Here is a 16,881-nt window from a genome sequence, read left to right as displayed (position 1 = left end):
GCATTCATCCCCCACTTATAGAAATGGAGGACTTCAGCTGAAACAAGTTAACTTACTTTAAGCCTTCTAATACTTTTAAGCTAGCTTCGTATTTATCAGCAGGTAAGCTTACATAACCTACAACTTCTGCCATTTCACCAGCATTCTCAAGTGTAAATTTCATAAAGTCATATGTTGCTTCATTGTCTTTTAGTGCGCTGTTTTTCACGTATACAAATAGTGGACGTGATAATGGTGAGTATTCACCTGATTCAATTGTTTCATTTGTTGGCTCAACACCATCTACTGAAACAACTTGTAATTTATCTTTATTTTCTAAGTAGTAAGCATAACCAAAGTAACCAATTGCGTTTACATCACCAGTTACACCCTGTACTAAAACGTTATCATCTTCTGAAAGCATAGCGTCTTTTGCGATATCTTCACCATCTAAGATCACTTCATCAAAGTAGTCATACGTACCAGAATCAGAACCTGGTGAGTAATAAACGATTTCTTCAGCTGGCCAAGATGGGTCAATATCAGACCATTTTTTCTTAGTACCATCTTCAACCCAAATTTTCTTTAATTGATCAACTGTTAGATTTTTCGCCCATGTGTTATCTGGGTGAACAACAACCGATAATCCATCATAAGCTACTTCAAATTCCGTGTATTCTATGCCTGCTTTTTTTAATTCTTCCGCTTCTGTTTCTTTAATTGGACGTGATGCGTTTGAAAAATCTGTTTCACCATTGATGAATTTTTCGAAACCGCCGCCTGTACCAGATACACCAACTGCTACACGCACATCTTTTTGTACTGCTGCATATTCTTCAACTAATGCTTCTGTAATTGGCGCTACTGTTGATGAACCATCACCTACTACATCGCCTGTTAATTGTGCTGTACCAGTCTCAGCTTGCTCTGTGCTATTTTCAGCTGATGTTGATGAAGTATCTTCACTGTCGCCACATGCTGCTAAAAATAATGCCGATCCTAGTAATGCTGTTGATGTTAAGTACTGCCACTTTTTCATTTGTTTTTCCTCCGCTTGTTTAAAGAATTGTTTTCCTTACAATTCAAACTATAAAGTGAATTTATTGAGTTCATATATTCGATTGGTAAAGTGAATGTAAATGATTGTAAACAAAAAAGACAATTTGCAAATTTCTTTAGCAAATTGTCTTAATCATTTAATAGTTTATCGTTTATTGTAAATATTTTAATAGATTGTATTGTTTTAAGTTACATAATCCTATTACTGAATCTTCTTCACGTCTTTTATATCGATTAACTTTACTTCATGCTCCGTAACAGTTGATGCAACTTTTTTAGTTTTTACTGTATGTACGTTTAATAAGATCGTTTTAGCATCTCGTTTGTTAGCATAGCCTTCGAATGTTACGTTGTAATAAATAGTTCCATCACGTAATGTAACAGTTGCTTTTTTTGCATCTTTTAAATCCCTATAAAATGAATATGCCTGAACATTTCGCTCACGTTCAGCACGTACAAGTCTTGGCTCTAGCACGTATAATAGAACTTGGAAAATAGCGACATAAAGTATCGTCATCACGATTATTAACCAAATCGACATTTCCATGACAGCTAAAATAATCGCATTACTAAGTGCACCAATAATAACAATTCCTTGCATTACCTTTTTACGCATAATACTCTCCTTAAAAAAGCTCCTGTAGCATATTCACTACAGGAGCCCTGTTATTTATTCAGTAACTTTTTCTACTTCTTCATCCTCAGATAATTTTTCATCTGAATCTTTAATAATTGGTTTTTCAACTTTACTAGTAGAAATACCTTCTTCTACATATTTATTTTTCAATTCAAAATACGCATCTAAAAACTCTCTTGCTGTCAAATTCGCATGAGGTAAGTAATTACTATCACTAAAATTCGTCGTTGCCCACGGATAAATAATCGCATACGCAATTTCTGGATCCTCAAACGGTGCATATCCTACATTAACGATATTAATCGTATCCGTACCATATTTCTCTTTTTGAGGTCCATAATAAACTACTTGTGCTGTACCAGTTTTACCGGCGGCTGTGTAATCTGCAGTTTCAAATTGTCTACGTGCTGACCCTTTTGAGCCAAAATAAACGCGACGTAGGCCTTCTTGAACTTGTTGAATTTCTTCTTCACTATTTTCAATACGGTTTAAAATTGTAGGTGTTACTTCATCAACTACTTGACCTAAATTTTCACCATCTGGAGAAGGTTTACGAATTTCTTTTAGCAAGCGAGGTTGAATGCGATAGCCTCCATTGGCAATCGTCGAAATATACTGCGCTAATTGCATCGTTGTATACGTATCAAACTGACCGATTGCTAAGTTTAATAATTTTACATCTGTATCTGGATCAGCTTGATAGCCGATTGCTTCACCAGGTAAATCAATACCAGTAGGAACACCTAAGCCAAACTGTGCATATTGATTTCTCATTGTTTGCAATGTACCTTTATCTAAACTAAAACGTGCGCCAGGTGTATACGTACGCCCCCCTATACCCATTGCAATTTTAAACATGTAAACATTTGATGAACGCTCAAGTGCAGTTAAATCGTCCACCATCACACTGCCTGTTTTGTTGAATAATGAGTTTAATGTTATATTCCCGATATGCATTGGAGCATCGAGCATGACAGAACCTGGTTTAATCACGTCTTCATTATACCCCATTAATACCGTTGCAGCTTTAACAGCAGAGCCCGCCTCATAAGCAGTTGTAAAAGTACCATAAGAATAGTCGACAATATATGGCTTGCCAGTTTCTTTATCCTTTTCGATTTTCTTACCCACTACTGAGAGCAGTTCACCCGTTTTTGGATTCATAGCTACCATAAAAGCACGATCTAATAAATCGGAGCCCCCTCTAGATTTTAATTCTAGTAATTGGCGCTCAACAATCTCTTCCGCTTTTTTTTGTAATTCATTGTCAATTGTTGTAACTAAGTCCTTGCCTGGTTCCCCTTCGAACGTCGTCATCGTCTCCACAACTTGACCTTTTTTGTTTGTTATGTTCTTTACAACCGATTTTTCACCTTGTAAAATCTCTTCGTATTGTGCTTCAAAATAAGATTCTCCAACACGATCATTTCGAGAATAATCGCGTGCTAAATAGTGATCTAACTGCGATTTAGGAACCCCTTTATTTGGGGTTGTTGTACGCCCTAAAACTGCAAGTGGCGTTAATCGAACACGCTTCCAATCCGTTGTTGTATTGACACCTGGTAATTCAGAAAGCTGCTCAGAGACACGTGCAAACTCTTCATCTGATACATTTTCACCTTTAATAATCTGTGGTGATAAACTGTAACCTGTCATCATTTCACGATAAATGGCTAACACTTCTAAATCAAAATCAGATAACTGTGCAAGCTCTGTATCAGTAATACGTTCACGAATACGTTTGTCATATTCCTGATTGATTTCTTTTGTTTCCAATTCTTCATTTTGATTTCGGAATTCCGTCATTTCTTGTTCTGTTACCTTCGCCTTGGCATCATCAGGGTTGCGTAAAATCCAAAAATCCAGTTTATCACGTTGTGTTACTTTTTCAGTTGGCTGATCGATTAACTGTGCAAGCTGTTCTGCGATTTCAAGCATTTCAGATGATTTTGTCGATTGCATTTTTGTGTAGGTAATAGCATTTTCGGGCTGATTATCTACTAAAATACGGCCATAGCGGTCAAAAATACGCCCACGCGGTACACTTGTATTGACGCGCACTTCTTCTTTACGCTCAAGTTCGAGCACATAATCTTCACCTTTTACAATTTGTAAATATCCTAAACGGAAAATTAAAATAGAGAAAAGGACAAATATCGAAAAGAAAAGGACGTTCATCCGAAATGTTAGACTAGCACGTTGTTGCGCTTTTGGATTCGGCTTACGATTTTGCGTTATTTTTCGCAAAAGAAACTCCCCTTTCTTAGTTGTGTATTAGCTGTTTAATACTTAGTCATACCTTTAAGTATAACACCCGAAACAGCTTGAAAAAAGAGGTGACTTCGCAAATGTTCACCTTTTAGACGGACTATATAAATAAAAGTTTCCATTTTGAATCAACTTGCGAGAAAATAATCATAATGAGGTGATTAAATTGAATAGTTTCGCTGTTGGAATTGGTGGTATGCTCGGCTCCATGACACGTTTTATGCTTAGTGACATCTTTCCGTCAAATGGAGGATTTCCATACATAACCATGCTCATTAACTGGAGTGGTAGCCTGTTATTTGCGTTTATTTTTGTAAAACTATCTACAAAAAAGGAATGGCTAAAGCTCGGTGCTACTACCGGCTTTTTAGGTGGCTTTACAACTTTTTCGACGTTTAGTGTTGAGACAATTCACTTAGTAGAGCAGCAGTTACTTGGACAAGCACTTTTATACTGTTTAGCGAGCATAATTGGTTCAATTACTTGTTGTTATTTTGCTTACTGCTTCGTTACTAAAGGAGTGAAAACAGATTGATTGCAGTAGCAATTGGTGGATTTTTTGGCGCTATTTTACGTTTTAAAGTGAGCCAATGGAATCAAAAGAAATTAAAGCAAGAAAAGTTTATTGCGACATTTTTGGTGAATATCATAGGCTCTTTTTTACTTGGGATATCCGTTGGAGGGGCATACAATAATTTTATTACACAGCTCATTGCTATTGGCTTTTTAGGCGCTTTTACAACATTTTCAACTTTTTCATTTGAGGTCGTGCAATTACTAGAAGCACGGAGAGTGAAAACCGCGCTTCTTTATGCTATTAGCTCGTGCATTGTGAGTATTGCTTTTGCAAGTATTGGATATCTATTTTAAAAAAGGAAGTGACATTTACAAAAGTCACTTCCTTTTTCACTATAAATTACGTACAACAAGTACATCGCATTTTGCCATATGAACAATCGATTCTGAAACAGAGCCCATTAAAATTCGTTCTACCCCACCTTTTCCTGTTACCCCACAAATGATTAAATGGATTTGCTTTGCCTTTGGGATATCTCTCGCAATAATTTGGCGCGGGGCTCCGAATTCTATAATCATTTCCACATTTTCTAAACCTGCTTCTTTTGCCATTGCAATATGCGAGTTTAGCAATTCAGTCGCAATATCGTATGCCCTGTCGACCATATTTAAGTTGTATGATTCATAGAAAGCAAAAGACCTCGTATCAATGACATGGACAACATATAACTTCGAATTGAAATTATTAAGCGCAACTTGAATTGCACGCTTAAATGCAAGCTTCGATTCATTTGATTCATCAACCGCAACCAAAATATTTTTGTATGTCAAGCTCATAAAAACGCCTCCTTTTACTCAATACTAATTAAGTACCCTATGAGATTTATATGTGAAACGTTTATAAATTACGCCTCGGCTAACTTTTGTCCAGATTTTTTCAAGTTCGCTTGAAAAACTCCCCTAAAAAATCTGTGACATCCGCCGGAGCTTGGGCCAACACGATGTTGGCCACTCAGGCGTTGCCACACGACGTGGCGTTTTAAGCTTGAGTCCCCTTATTCAGCGCTGAAACAAGTATTAAAAAGAAAAAAATGCTTGTCCAGAAGTGATTTCTGAACAAGCATTTTAAGCCGAAGTTGGAGACTAGCATGAAGCTAGTCATGAATGGATCGTCACAGGAAATGAGGATTTTTGCATTCGTTTTTTTACTTACTTCTACCGCGAAAAGCAGCCTACATCGGATAATTAAAACATGAATGGAGCACTATCCAAAAAGTAATCACTTTTTGGAAGTACCCCTCTTCAAATAATATTAATAAGTTGTCCAACCTGCATCGGCAGTAATGATTTGACCGTTAATAAAGCTCGAATCGTCAGAGCCTAAGAATACTGCTAATTTCCCGATTTCTTCCGGTTGACCAACACGTGGGATTAATGCAGAACCTTTTTGCTGCTGAGCTGCACCATATTGACTAATACTTTGCATCGATTGTTGAATATTTGTCATTACTGCACCTGGTGCGATACCGTTTACACGAATACCAGATTGAGAATGCATGAATGCTGTATTTTTCGTTAAACCAACTACCGCATGTTTTGAAGCTGTATACGCTGCACCCGCACGACCACCATTTAAACCACCAGCCGAAATATTGTTTACAATGACACCTGAACCTTGTTGTAGGAACATATCCATTGCAATACGCATTGATTTCATTACTGCAGTTGTGTTCACTGCAAAAACTAGATCCCAGCGCGCGTCAGTAGTTTCGTTTACTGGCTCAAAACCATCCATAATTCCTGCATTGTTTACTAAAATATCTAATTTTCCATAGTTTTCAACCGTAGCATCGAATAATTTTTGCAAATCTTCGTCTTTTGCTACGTTCGTTGTGATTGCAAATGCAGTACCACCGTTTGTAACAATTTCATCTGCAACAGCTTTTGCACCTTCTTCGTTCATATCAGAAACTACTACTTTTGCCCCTTCTTTTGCATAGGCTTCTGCAATTGCTTTTCCCATTCCAGATGCTGCACCAGTTACGATTGCTACTTTATCTTGTAATTTCATGTAAATATTCCCCTTTTCGTTGAATTTTATTGTACAACTGTTCAATAAAAATTATAATCGAAGCAATATACTTACACAAACAACATAATATTTGATTTATGTTCATTATTAAACACTTTTTCTAACTTCTGTACAAAAAGGAGAAAAATAATCTTTATGGATTTACGTGTAAAAAAGACACATTATAATATTCAGCAAGCCCTTCTCGTTTTATTAAAACAAAAGTCACTCGAGGATATTTCAATTGCAGAACTTTGTCGCATCGCTGAAATTAATCGCGGGACGTTCTATTTACATTATAAAAACGTTCATGCTGTATTTGAACGCTATTTTAATGAAATTGTGGATGATTTAAAAACATCGTATGAGCTGCCATACGATTTAACACGAGATAACATTTCAAATATCACACCTGAAATGATAAAAATTTTTCACCATGTGAATAAGTATGAAGCCTTTTACCGCATTGTATTTGATGAAAAAATTCCGCTGAACTACTACAAAATGCTTTTTGAAACAATTCGTTCGTTTATAAAATCGTATCACAACCATCATTTAATCAATTTAACCGATGATGAGCTTGATTTTTTCTTAAGCTTTACTGCCAATTCAATAATAGGGGTTATTTTACAATGGCATAATAATGATTACAAGCAATCACCAAAGCAGCTAAATGAAATATTAATGAAGCTTATAAAACTTAAACAATTTGATTTAAACTAAAAACAAGTCGCCTAATTTTTGGCGACTCGTTTTTGTTTAACGTGCAAGTTCTTTTTCATACAATGTAATCCATTGCTCTAGTGTTATCTTTTGACAAAGTTGTCCGATTAATTCATACGGAATATGCTTTGTTGATGTCCAGCGAATACAGCTTTTTCCCATATTTAACTTTGTCGGAACTACTTTGGCATATTTCTCTTGAAACCATGTAAGCAATTGTGGGTCACTATAGATTCCCATATGATACAACGCAATATGACGTTTCTGTGGTGCAATCGCTAAAAATGGTAGTGGTGTATTTGGTGTACAGTGATAACCGTTTGGATAAGTAGCAAGTGGTACACTATAGGCCATCATATTCCGATCCAATGATTTTTCAAAGCCTTGTGGTAAATTTTCTTCAATTGTTATCATTAGTTTCACGAAGGCATCATGCCATTTTTCATCAATTTGCGCAATAAATTCATCGAACAATTTCAACACCCCAATTCTTATAGTAAATTGAGCGTATCAAAAAATTTGCATTCTGAACAGAAAAAACGCATGAGAACGAAATGTCTCATGCGTTTTGAATAGGTGTTATTTTGCACCTGTCATTTCAGCTCTCGGTACAAAACTACATTCATTTTGCACCTGTCGCTTTGCTTTCGGTGCAGAAATAATTACATTTGAAGTTTCAAATATAATTATTTAGCAGCGTTGAATTTAGCTTCAACAACATCCCAGTTTACAACGTTCCAGAAAGCACCGATGTAGTCTGGACGACGGTTTTGGTAGTTTAAGTAGTAAGCGTGCTCCCAAACGTCTAAGCCTAATACTGGCGTTTTACCTTCCATTACTGGAGAGTCTTGGTTTGGTGTAGAAGTTACAGCAACACCGTCACCGTCTACGATTAACCAAGCCCAGCCTGAACCGAAACGAGTAGTTGCAGCTTTTGCGAACTCTTCTTTGAAAGCGTCGAAAGAACCGAATTTAGCATCGATAGCAGCAGCAACGTTACCTACTGGTGTGTTAGAACCGCCTGGAGCGATTACTTCCCAGAATAATGTGTGGTTAGCATGTCCGCCACCATTGTTACGTACAGCAGTTTGTTTGTCAGCTGGTAAAGCGTTGATGTCAGCGATTAATTCGTTGATGTCTTTGTCAGCATATTCAGTACCTTCTACAGCAGCGTTTAAGTTTGTTACGTAAGTGTTGTGGTGTTTAGAGTGGTGAATTTCCATTGTTTGTGCATCGATATGTGGTGCTAAAGCATCGTATGCGTAAGTTAATTCTGGTAATTTGAATGCCATAATTTATTCCTCCCTGGAACAATAAGTTTAATGTTGATTACAGTACTAGGTTATCAAAAACTGACATGGCATTCAATGAAAAAATAAACAATTCAGCCTTTTGACCGAAGAAGCTTTTTCATTAAACCCTTACCCGTTAGTAATCCTTTCCATACCTAGTGTATGCTAAGTATCAACTACTTTTCAAATAATAGGCTCACATTATATGGCAATAAAGAAAATGACGAGCATAATCACCTGTAAAATCCCTTTTGTTGCAACTGAGGTCAGAAAACCAACAACCGATCCTACCCCAACCTTTACTGCCTTCTTAAAATCCGTACGATCTACAATTAATTCGCCAATGATTGCGCCAAGAAACGGCCCTGCAATAATCCCAGCAAACGGAATTACAAATGGACCGATAAGTAATCCAATAGTTGATCCCCACATTCCCGCCTTGGAACCACCGAATTTTTTTACCCCAACTAAATTAGACACTGTATCTGCCACAAATAATAGAGCGACAAACAGTAATTCAATTAGCCAAAACCACCATGGTAGCTCACTAAAACTATTAAACAATCCGTACACAATAAATCCACCTAATAAAAACAGTACAGATGGAATAATCGGATATATTAAACCAACAAATGCAATAATAAACAGCCCAATGATGAGTGTCCATGAAACAATCTCCAAAACAACACTTCCTTCAATAAATAGATTTCACTTACTATACGAAAATCGAAAAGAAAAGATTCAATTTTCATGTCTTTTGTTTAATTGGCGAATTTTTCATGTTAAACTGTTTGTTAAAGGAGCTCGAGAATACATATGAAAAATATTTCGCACATGCAGCTATTCCTAGATAGTTTAACCAACCCTAAAAAATTAGGTGCATATCGCATCCTTTCAATCGGAAAAGTGATGCAATATGCATTTTTAATGATTGCTTTACTTACTGCATTTTCTTTTGGCCAATTTGTCAACGGCGGGACGGATGCAATCTTTGGCTATTCAGAAATAGAACAATACGCAGCCGATATTCAATGGATTGTATATCCTATTGCCGTAGTCTTTTTATTTGTACTTAATTCGAGTGTATACTTCATTAAAGTGAGCTTATATGCACTTGCTGGACAATTTTTCGTCAAACCAATGAAACGCCGTGGTGAATATCGTCAAGTATGGCGAAGTGCAGTATTTGCCTGTACTTGGGCAACATTATTAACGATGATTGGAAATCTATTTCCGATTTCAGCAAACATTATCACGCTTATTAGTATTTTTATCACGATGTTATTTATTATCATCGCGATTACAAAATATCCACTTACTAAATAATAATACGCTTTCCTCCAACATATGATTGAATTATAGATGCATATATTGGAGGGATTTTTTTGCGCTTTTTCATTGTGTCAGTCATTATATTAATTCTTGCCTTTGTGATTAAAGTTGATTTGCAACAAGGTACAATTTCTATGGCTTCGTTTTATCAAAACGAGGAAAAATGTGAGCAACAAGAAGAATTACAATATGTAGCGGTTCAAATTCAGCAAGATGATACCATTTATAGTCTATTTGCAGCAACACCCTCTCCCGTTAAAACAACATTTCCAGAACGATTATCCCAATTTTACAAACTAAACCCTCATTTACAATTACAAACGCTCATTCCCGGAAATACTGTCCTTATTCCGCTTATCTCAAATACAACAAAAATATGTGCAAATTGATTTCCTAGCGTTTCTTCCTTGTTCTTCTATTAAGACACTGATAAAATAAGGAACAGTGACGGCTTACATATCGTTTATATCTATGAAAGATAAAAACAACATTAAAAGGCCTGAAAAGGAGAGAATTTTTCATGAGTGAAATCGTTCACCGCACAAAAACGCGTCCAGTACGTGTCGGTAATTTAACAATTGGTGGCAATAACGAAGTCGTAATTCAAAGTATGTGTACGACAAAAACACATGATGTTGAAGCAACAGTTGCAGAGATTTTACGTTTAGAAGAAGCAGGTTGCCAAATCGTGCGTGTTGCCGTTCCTGATGAGCGTGCAGCATTAGCAATTCCAGAAATTAAAAAACAAATTAATATCCCATTAGTTGCGGATATTCATTTTGACTACAAATTAGCATTAAAAGCCATTGAAGGCGGTATTGATAAAGTACGTATTAATCCAGGAAATATCGGTCGTCGCGAAAAAGTAGAAGCGGTTGTTAATGCAGCAAAAGCAAAAGGGATTCCAATCCGTATCGGCGTCAACGCTGGTTCGTTAGAGCGTCATATCCTCGAAAAATATGGCTACCCTACAGCAGATGGTATGGTTGAGTCTGCATTGCACCATATTAAAATTTTAGAAGATCTAGACTTCCACGATATTATCGTATCGATGAAAGCTTCAGATGTAAACTTAGCTATTGAAGCATATGAAAAAGCAGCAAAAGCTTTTGATTACCCATTACACTTAGGAATTACAGAATCAGGTACATTATTTGCTGGTACTGTTAAATCAGCAGCTGGACTTGGTGCAATACTTTCTAAAGGTATCGGGAATACATTGCGTATCTCATTATCTGCTGACCCAGTAGAAGAAATTAAAGTTGCTCGTGAATTATTAAAATCATTCGGCTTAGCTTCAAACATGGCCACATTAATTTCTTGCCCTACATGTGGACGTATCGAAATCGACTTAATTTCTATTGCCAATGAGGTAGAAGAATATATTTCAAAACTTAATGTACCACTAAAAGTAGCTGTACTTGGCTGTGCGGTAAATGGCCCTGGTGAAGCGCGAGAAGCAGATATCGGTATCGCAGGCGCTCGCGGTGAAGGTCTGTTATTCATGAAAGGGAAAACTGTTCGTAAAGTACCCGAAGAAACAATGGTAGAAGAACTAAAAAAAGAAATCGATAAATTAGCAGCTGAAATGGCTGAAAAGCGTGAAGCCGAAGCAAATGCTAACGCCAACGCGTAAAGAAATGGAGTAATGGAAATGACGAACTTAAAGCATCGATTTGGCATAGATATTGATGGAACAGTTACATGCCCTGCTACATTGATACCTCATATAAACAAACAGTACAATATAAATATGAAGTTAGACGATGTAACTGAATACGACTTTTTAAGCGGCTTTCCATATCCGATAGATCGCAATGAATTCAACATATGGTTTAAAAAAAATGAACCGCATATGTATGAAGTGAGTGAACTTGCAGCTGATGCACAATCTGTATTAACAAATTGGCAAAAACAGTACGAGTTATTTTACATTTCTGCTCGCGGTGAAAACGTTTTTGACATTACAAAAAATTGGTTTGACACTTATAATGTCCCGTATGACCATATAGAATGTATCGGTAGTCATAAAAAAATTGAAATTGCAAAAAAACATCAAGTAGAAGCCTTTTTTGAGGATAAGCATGATAATGCGGTGGAAATTGCTGAGGAACTAAAAATTCCAGTTGTACTATTTGACACACCATATAATCGATTATCGGTTCCTAATAACGTCATCCGCGTTGCAAACTGGCAACAAGCCAATGAATGGATTCGAAAAAATTTCTAAGTAAATCAATTACGCCTCGGGGTAATTTCGTCCAGATTTTTTTCGAGCCAGCTCGAAAAACTCCACTAAAAAATCTGTGATATCCGCCTGGGGCAATAACTTGATGCAGCCCGGATTGACTCCCCACTTTTAGTAGTGGTGGACTTCTATACCTGTCGTTTTGTTTAAGGTACAAAAAAAATTTGCTGAAACAAGTTAAAGGTGATGGAATCTTATTGAATCCATCACCTTTCTTCATTCATGAAAATAAACTTCCATAGCCCGAAATCGTCGTTGCTAAATCTTCTCGATAATGATCATCTAACGGGTTAAAGCTATTCACATTTACTTCATTGCCACCCAATGACGAATGAATGTATTGCTCATCCCCAATATACAATGCTACATGCCCTGGGAAGAATATCAAATCCCCCCGTTTTAAATTTTCACGCGCAATTTCTCGCAACGGAAATCCTTCCATTATATTGGCATCGCGGTATATATACGAGCCATTTAACATATATGCCATCGAGCATAAACCTGAGCAATCAATACCAAGTGGCGACTTTCCACCCCAGCGATACGGTGTTCCTAAATAACGAAACGCGGTTTGTACAACTTGTTCTCGAAATAGGTCTTCATTAGCGGTGTAAACTTTTACACGCTTTTGAATCCAACCAGTACGTACATAGCCAAATTGCCCTGTAACAAGCTGCACTTTCGTCCATGATGGTTCTAATCCTGCTTCTTCAACTATCTGAATAAATGCACCGCGCGTCAATGTGATGATCTTATCGCTTTGAATTTCTGGTCCTGTTAATACATCCGCAAAGCTTTGGATCACTACAAAATTCGCATCTGCAATCCAGCTTGTAACGATTTCTGTACCAATTGCAAAATTTGATTTTAACATGTAACCTTCATAGCGATAAAATGTGCGAACTTTTACCCACGATTCATCGATATCTTCCAAAATCTCTACCGGCATGCCGAATAGTGCTTCATCAACTAATTCAGAATGGCTATCCGATTTTTCATGTAAATTGGCAATCATTACTTTTACAACTGCATTCATTTACTTGACCTCCATTTGACTATTCGCCTCATAAACTACTTTTGAAATTTGACCTATTAAACGCTTTGCTTGCTCATTATCAGTTACTTCCGTAATGAAAACCCCGATAAAGTATGCACCTTTGTTATGGAAAACTATGCCACAATCATGATCTACCGAATCTAGCCCTCCTGTTTTATGGGCTATTATTACATCGTCCACAATATAACGTTTTAATGATTCATGACTTCGCTGACGACATAAAATATCGAAAGCGACAGCCGTCCATGTGGCGTCTAACAATTTTTCGTAATAAAGCGCTTCAAAAAGTTTTTGCATATCACGGGCTGTTGTTTCGTTATCAAAGCCTTGCTTTTGCCGGTCGAAGTCCATCATTTTACGCTGCACTTTTGTATCATGTAAACCAATCTCTTTAAAATAAGTATTGCACGCATCCATACCTAAATAATCAATACATGCATTCGTAGCTGTATTATCACTTGTGATGGTCATCCACAATAGCAATTCATGTAGGGATACATGATTTTGTCGTTGCTCTGTAAGTACACTAAAATCCACAAAATTTTCATCAGTAATGGCAATCAGTTGCTGTAAATCGCCTTTCGTCATTTGTAAATGCTTTAAAACGGCGATTAAAATGGGCACTTTTATGACGCTTGCACTACTAAAAACATCTGAAGCAAGCTGCTCAAATAATTCGTCATTTTCATAGTGTTGCACTGAAATATGAACTTTAAACGGGCATTTTTCAATGATATTTATTAATTGTTCCATTCCCCTTACCCAACAACTTCAATCGTTTTATTTGTCGTATTGATTGTTACTTTTTTCCCTAAAGGAAGTGACATTGTCGGTAATACGTGCCCACAAGTGACATCAGCTAATATCGGAATATTTAGTGGCGCTAAAATTTCATCAAATACTTGCTGAAGCGATAAGTTGTTTTCAGGAATTTTCGTATCAAGTGGTCCACAATCCGTCCATGCACCTAAAATAATACCAACACACGCATCTAATTTACCCGCTAGCTTTAACTGTGTTAGCATTCGATCAATGCGCTGTACATTTTCATCAATATCTTCTAAAAATAATATTTTTCCGGTTAAATCAATCTCGTAAGGAGTGCCTAGTGATGCTGTAACTAAAGTTAAATTACCACCGGATAATATCCCTGTTGCATTTCCAGATGTAATGGTCCTCATCGCTTCTCCTGGTTTATTTTCCAGGAAATAATGCTTCCACTCTGTATTTGTCACACTGTTCACAAAATAGTCCCACGTGTATTCATCCATCGCCGGTTTAATAAATTCTGTTGAAGGCATCGGTGTATGATACGTTACAAAGCCACATTGTTGATTGAACACAATATGTAATGCTGTAACATCACTATAGCCAGCAAATACTTTTGGGTTGTTTTTAATCATTTCTAAATCAAGCATCGGCAAAATACGTGTTGCGCCATAGCCCCCACGAATGCAAAAAATACCGTCAATTGCTGGATTCGCAAACATATCATTTAACTCTTTTGCACGCAGCGCATCACTACCAGCTAAATAGCCGTGACGTGTGCGACAAGTTTCACCGACAACTACGTTATATCCTAATTTTTCTACCGCTTCAATCGCAGGCTGCAAACGCTCTGATGGTGTAGCTCCTGAAGCACTAATTAACGCAACGGTGTCACCCTTTTTCAATGACTTTGGAATAACTAAACTCATACTTTTGCCTCCTGACGTTTGATAACTGCACGGTACTGTGCTTGTTCCTCTTTATTCGCTAATACAAAATGTCCTTCCTCAATTTCAACAAACTCCGGTGGGTCTGTCTCATATTGGTGTACAGTTGGATCATATACTTGTAATTTTTTCTGCCGTTCTTTAATTGGGTTGGGTTCTGGAACTGCCGCTAATAACGCCTTTGTATACGGGTGAAGTGGGTTATTAAATAGCTTTTCCGTTTCACCTAGTTCAACAATTCTCCCTTTATAAATTACGGCTGTTCGATCTGTAATAAAGCGTACAATAGATAAATCATGAGCGATGAATAAATAGGTTAAATCGCGCTCTTTCTGTAAGCTAGATAGCAAATTCAGCACTTGCGCACGAATCGAAACGTCTAATGCTGAAATCGGCTCATCAGCTACAACAAATTCCGGCTCCATTACTAATGCACGCGCAATTCCAATACGCTGACGCTGCCCACCTGAAAACTCATGCGGGAAACGTGAAGCAAACTCTGGCAACAAGCCTACTTCTAGTAATGCTTTTTTTACTTTTTCAATGCGCTCTTGCTCATTACTAAATTTCTTATTATTAATGATGCCTTCTGAAATAATGTAATCTACTTTTGCACGCTCATTAAGTGACGCACCTGGATCTTGGAAAATCATTTGAATTTTTTGTGTAATTTCTTTATCCCATGCGCTTGAAATACGACCATTTATTTTTTTACCATGGAATAAAATTTCACCATTTGTTATCGGGTTAATACGCATAATGGCACGGCCGATTGTCGTTTTACCTGAACCTGATTCTCCTACTAAGCCAAACGTTTCCCCTTTATAAATATCGAAGCTGACATTATCAACAGCTTTGAATTCCTTTTTACCGCTACCAAAAATAATATCAATATTCTTTACTTCAATTAGTTTTTCGCGTTCATTACTCATGCATATATCGTCTCCCTTCCTCGAAAAATGCTTGTAACACTTCTGGAGGCTCGACTTTTGGTGCTTTCGGATCAAGTAACCATGTACGAGCAAAATGCGAGTCAGTCACTTGGAAAAATGGTGGGCGTTCAACAAAATCAATTTTCAATGCATATTGATTGCGTGGAGCAAATGCATCACCTTTAATTTCTTTAAACAAGTTTGGCGGGGTTCCTTTAATAGAATATAACTCCTCGCCTTTAACCCCAAGCTGCGGTAATGAAGAAATTAACGCCCATGTATAAGGGTGCTTCGCATTAAAAAACACTTCATTCGTCTCTCCCACTTCAATAATATCCCCGGCATACATCACAGCAATTCGGTCTGCCACTTTAGCAACAACCCCTAAATCATGCGTAATGTAGATCGTTGTTAATAAATATTTTTCTTGTAGCGTCGTTAACAGCTGTAAAATTTGTGCCTGAATTGTTACGTCAAGCGCAGTTGTTGGCTCATCACAAATTAATATTTGTGGATTACATGCAACTGCAATGGCAATAACGATTCGTTGACGCATCCCACCAGAAAATTCATGTGGAAATTGCTTGTATCGGCGCTCTACATCATGAATTCCAACATCACGCAAAAGCTGTAATGTTGTTTCATAGGCAGCCTTACCTTTTAACCCTTGGTGAAGCACGACACTTTCTTCGATTTGCTTACCAATTGTTTTTAACGGATTTAGTGATGTCATGGGATCCTGTGTGACCATCGCAATTTTTTTGCCACGAATTTTTAACCAATCTTCTTCGGTTTTAAACTGCGCTAAATCATGACCATCATATAAAATCTTGCCTGAATCGATATAACCGTTTTTATCAAGTAAACCCATAATTGATTTTACTAATACCGATTTCCCAGAACCAGATTCCCCTACAATCGCAAGACTTTCCCCTTTATACAAATCTAGTGAAATATCACGAATGGCCGTTAATGTTTGGCCGCGCAATTTAAATTTAATAACTAGATTTTCAATCGACAAAATCTTTTCTCGTTCCATATAACGCCATCCT

At 37.1% G+C, this 16,881-nt stretch carries 20 protein-coding genes; 7 read left to right on the top strand and 13 right to left on the bottom strand.

The window, feature by feature from the left end; translation table 11 throughout:
* Positions 1–52 precede the first annotated feature (52 nt).
* The 3 genes from LZ480_RS07285 to LZ480_RS07275 form a co-directional block, all read right to left on the bottom strand.
* Entirely contained in the window at positions 53–1,018 is a 966-nt protein-coding gene (locus tag LZ480_RS07285) for a PstS family phosphate ABC transporter substrate-binding protein (protein WP_241368754.1), read from the bottom strand.
* 222 nt (positions 1,019–1,240) lie between these two features.
* Positions 1,241–1,654 (bottom strand): response regulator, encoded by a 414-nt coding sequence (locus tag LZ480_RS07280; RefSeq protein ID WP_241368753.1) that lies wholly within the window; start codon positions 1,652–1,654, stop codon positions 1,241–1,243.
* 54 nt (positions 1,655–1,708) lie between these two features.
* Positions 1,709–3,922 carry a peptidoglycan D,D-transpeptidase FtsI family protein gene (locus LZ480_RS07275; RefSeq protein WP_241368752.1) on the bottom strand — a complete coding sequence of 738 codons (2,214 nt, stop codon included), beginning with the start codon at positions 3,920–3,922 and terminating at the stop codon, positions 1,709–1,711.
* Between the two features lie 187 nt (positions 3,923–4,109).
* On the opposite strand from LZ480_RS07275, the gene crcB (LZ480_RS07270) reads away from it, so the two are divergent.
* Positions 4,110–4,478: a fluoride efflux transporter CrcB gene (gene crcB, locus LZ480_RS07270; protein ID WP_241368751.1), complete on the top strand. Its 369-nt coding sequence runs from the start codon at positions 4,110–4,112 to the stop codon at positions 4,476–4,478.
* Positions 4,475–4,813: a fluoride efflux transporter CrcB gene (gene crcB / locus LZ480_RS07265; protein WP_241368750.1), complete on the top strand. Its 339-nt coding sequence runs from the start codon at positions 4,475–4,477 to the stop codon at positions 4,811–4,813. The genes crcB (LZ480_RS07270) and crcB (LZ480_RS07265) overlap by 4 nt, the downstream gene beginning before the upstream one ends.
* Before the next feature lie 39 nt (positions 4,814–4,852).
* Here the strand turns inward: crcB (LZ480_RS07265) and LZ480_RS07260 are convergent, their stop codons facing one another.
* The gene (locus LZ480_RS07260) at positions 4,853–5,296 is read right to left on the bottom strand and encodes a universal stress protein (protein ID WP_241368749.1); all 444 of its coding nucleotides are present in this window, start codon (positions 5,294–5,296) and stop codon (positions 4,853–4,855) included.
* A 475-nt stretch (positions 5,297–5,771) separates the two neighbouring features.
* Positions 5,772–6,530, bottom strand: coding sequence for an SDR family oxidoreductase (locus tag LZ480_RS07255; RefSeq protein ID WP_241368748.1), 759 nt, complete (start codon positions 6,528–6,530; stop codon positions 5,772–5,774).
* Positions 6,531–6,686: 156 nt separating this feature from the next.
* On the opposite strand from LZ480_RS07255, the gene LZ480_RS07250 reads away from it, so the two are divergent.
* Positions 6,687–7,253 carry a TetR/AcrR family transcriptional regulator gene (locus LZ480_RS07250; RefSeq protein WP_241368747.1) on the top strand — a complete coding sequence of 189 codons (567 nt, stop codon included), beginning with the start codon at positions 6,687–6,689 and terminating at the stop codon, positions 7,251–7,253.
* 36 nt (positions 7,254–7,289) lie between these two features.
* Here LZ480_RS07250 and LZ480_RS07245 read toward each other — a convergent pair whose 3' ends face one another.
* From LZ480_RS07245 to LZ480_RS07235, 3 genes are all read right to left on the bottom strand, one after another.
* Positions 7,290–7,736 carry a DUF1801 domain-containing protein gene (locus LZ480_RS07245; RefSeq protein WP_332844022.1) on the bottom strand — a complete coding sequence of 149 codons (447 nt, stop codon included), beginning with the start codon at positions 7,734–7,736 and terminating at the stop codon, positions 7,290–7,292.
* A 203-nt stretch (positions 7,737–7,939) separates the two neighbouring features.
* On the bottom strand, positions 7,940–8,545 hold the full coding sequence (locus LZ480_RS07240) for a superoxide dismutase (protein ID WP_241368745.1): 606 nt from the start codon (positions 8,543–8,545) through the stop codon (positions 7,940–7,942).
* A gap of 201 nt (positions 8,546–8,746) precedes the next feature.
* Positions 8,747–9,226: a DUF456 domain-containing protein gene (locus LZ480_RS07235; RefSeq protein ID WP_241368744.1), complete on the bottom strand. Its 480-nt coding sequence runs from the start codon at positions 9,224–9,226 to the stop codon at positions 8,747–8,749.
* Positions 9,227–9,361: 135 nt separating this feature from the next.
* On the opposite strand from LZ480_RS07235, the gene LZ480_RS07230 reads away from it, so the two are divergent.
* The 4 genes from LZ480_RS07230 to LZ480_RS07215 all read left to right on the top strand — a co-directional run bounded on the left by LZ480_RS07230 (position 9,362) and on the right by LZ480_RS07215 (position 12,107).
* Complete coding sequence (locus LZ480_RS07230; protein ID WP_241368743.1) at positions 9,362–9,871, top strand: DUF1189 family protein; 510 nt, start codon at positions 9,362–9,364, stop codon at positions 9,869–9,871.
* A 59-nt stretch (positions 9,872–9,930) separates the two neighbouring features.
* The gene (locus LZ480_RS07225; RefSeq protein ID WP_241368742.1) at positions 9,931–10,266 is read left to right on the top strand and encodes a hypothetical protein; all 336 of its coding nucleotides are present in this window, start codon (positions 9,931–9,933) and stop codon (positions 10,264–10,266) included.
* A 131-nt stretch (positions 10,267–10,397) separates the two neighbouring features.
* On the top strand, positions 10,398–11,513 hold the full coding sequence (ispG, locus tag LZ480_RS07220) for a flavodoxin-dependent (E)-4-hydroxy-3-methylbut-2-enyl-diphosphate synthase (protein WP_241368741.1): 1,116 nt from the start codon (positions 10,398–10,400) through the stop codon (positions 11,511–11,513).
* An 18-nt stretch (positions 11,514–11,531) separates the two neighbouring features.
* Positions 11,532–12,107 (top strand): 5' nucleotidase, NT5C type, encoded by a 576-nt coding sequence (locus LZ480_RS07215; protein WP_241368740.1) that lies wholly within the window; start codon positions 11,532–11,534, stop codon positions 12,105–12,107.
* A 238-nt stretch (positions 12,108–12,345) separates the two neighbouring features.
* Here LZ480_RS07215 and LZ480_RS07210 read toward each other — a convergent pair whose 3' ends face one another.
* Genes LZ480_RS07210 through LZ480_RS07190 form a run of 5 tightly spaced genes read right to left on the bottom strand, consistent with a single transcriptional unit; the run spans position 12,346 to position 16,868 of the window.
* Positions 12,346–13,161 (bottom strand): C40 family peptidase, encoded by an 816-nt coding sequence (locus LZ480_RS07210; RefSeq protein WP_241368739.1) that lies wholly within the window; start codon positions 13,159–13,161, stop codon positions 12,346–12,348.
* Positions 13,162–13,935 carry a serine hydrolase gene (locus LZ480_RS07205; RefSeq protein WP_241368738.1) on the bottom strand — a complete coding sequence of 258 codons (774 nt, stop codon included), beginning with the start codon at positions 13,933–13,935 and terminating at the stop codon, positions 13,162–13,164.
* A 5-nt stretch (positions 13,936–13,940) separates the two neighbouring features.
* Complete coding sequence (locus LZ480_RS07200) at positions 13,941–14,879, bottom strand: S66 peptidase family protein (protein WP_241368737.1); 939 nt, start codon at positions 14,877–14,879, stop codon at positions 13,941–13,943.
* The gene (locus LZ480_RS07195) at positions 14,876–15,829 is read right to left on the bottom strand and encodes an oligopeptide/dipeptide ABC transporter ATP-binding protein (protein ID WP_241368736.1); all 954 of its coding nucleotides are present in this window, start codon (positions 15,827–15,829) and stop codon (positions 14,876–14,878) included. The genes LZ480_RS07200 and LZ480_RS07195 overlap by 4 nt, the downstream gene beginning before the upstream one ends.
* Positions 15,822–16,868, bottom strand: coding sequence for an ABC transporter ATP-binding protein (locus LZ480_RS07190; RefSeq protein WP_241368735.1), 1,047 nt, complete (start codon positions 16,866–16,868; stop codon positions 15,822–15,824). The genes LZ480_RS07195 and LZ480_RS07190 overlap by 8 nt, the downstream gene beginning before the upstream one ends.
* Positions 16,869–16,881: the final 13 nt, after the last annotated feature.

This window comes from Solibacillus palustris, assembly GCF_022549215.1.
In the GTDB taxonomy this organism is placed as follows: domain Bacteria; phylum Bacillota; class Bacilli; order Bacillales_A; family Planococcaceae; genus Solibacillus; species Solibacillus daqui.
The sequence above is the reverse complement of the archived record's forward strand: the minus strand, read 5'-3'. Positions and strand labels throughout refer to the sequence as shown.

Bases quoted from the DNA above. Each gene is read 5' to 3' on its own strand.
- LZ480_RS07250 (WP_241368747.1), top strand. From the start codon at position 6,687: ATGGATTTACGTGTAAAAAAGACACATTATAATATTCAGCAAGCCCTT.
- LZ480_RS07200 (WP_241368737.1), bottom strand. From the start codon at position 14,879: ATGAGTTTAGTTATTCCAAAGTCATTGAAAAAGGGTGACACCGTTGCG.
- LZ480_RS07195 (WP_241368736.1), bottom strand. From the start codon at position 15,829: ATGAGTAATGAACGCGAAAAACTAATTGAAGTAAAGAATATTGATATT.
- LZ480_RS07190 (WP_241368735.1), bottom strand. From the start codon at position 16,868: ATGGAACGAGAAAAGATTTTGTCGATTGAAAATCTAGTTATTAAATTT.
- LZ480_RS07260 (WP_241368749.1), bottom strand. From the start codon at position 5,296: ATGAGCTTGACATACAAAAATATTTTGGTTGCGGTTGATGAATCAAAT.
- LZ480_RS07205 (WP_241368738.1), bottom strand. From the start codon at position 13,935: ATGGAACAATTAATAAATATCATTGAAAAATGCCCGTTTAAAGTTCAT.
- LZ480_RS07215 (WP_241368740.1), top strand. From the start codon at position 11,532: ATGACGAACTTAAAGCATCGATTTGGCATAGATATTGATGGAACAGTT.
- LZ480_RS07230 (WP_241368743.1), top strand. From the start codon at position 9,362: ATGAAAAATATTTCGCACATGCAGCTATTCCTAGATAGTTTAACCAAC.
- ispG (WP_241368741.1), top strand. From the start codon at position 10,398: ATGAGTGAAATCGTTCACCGCACAAAAACGCGTCCAGTACGTGTCGGT.
- LZ480_RS07240 (WP_241368745.1), bottom strand. From the start codon at position 8,545: ATGGCATTCAAATTACCAGAATTAACTTACGCATACGATGCTTTAGCA.
- LZ480_RS07280 (WP_241368753.1), bottom strand. From the start codon at position 1,654: ATGCGTAAAAAGGTAATGCAAGGAATTGTTATTATTGGTGCACTTAGT.
- LZ480_RS07285 (WP_241368754.1), bottom strand. From the start codon at position 1,018: ATGAAAAAGTGGCAGTACTTAACATCAACAGCATTACTAGGATCGGCA.
- LZ480_RS07255 (WP_241368748.1), bottom strand. From the start codon at position 6,530: ATGAAATTACAAGATAAAGTAGCAATCGTAACTGGTGCAGCATCTGGA.
- LZ480_RS07210 (WP_241368739.1), bottom strand. From the start codon at position 13,161: ATGAATGCAGTTGTAAAAGTAATGATTGCCAATTTACATGAAAAATCG.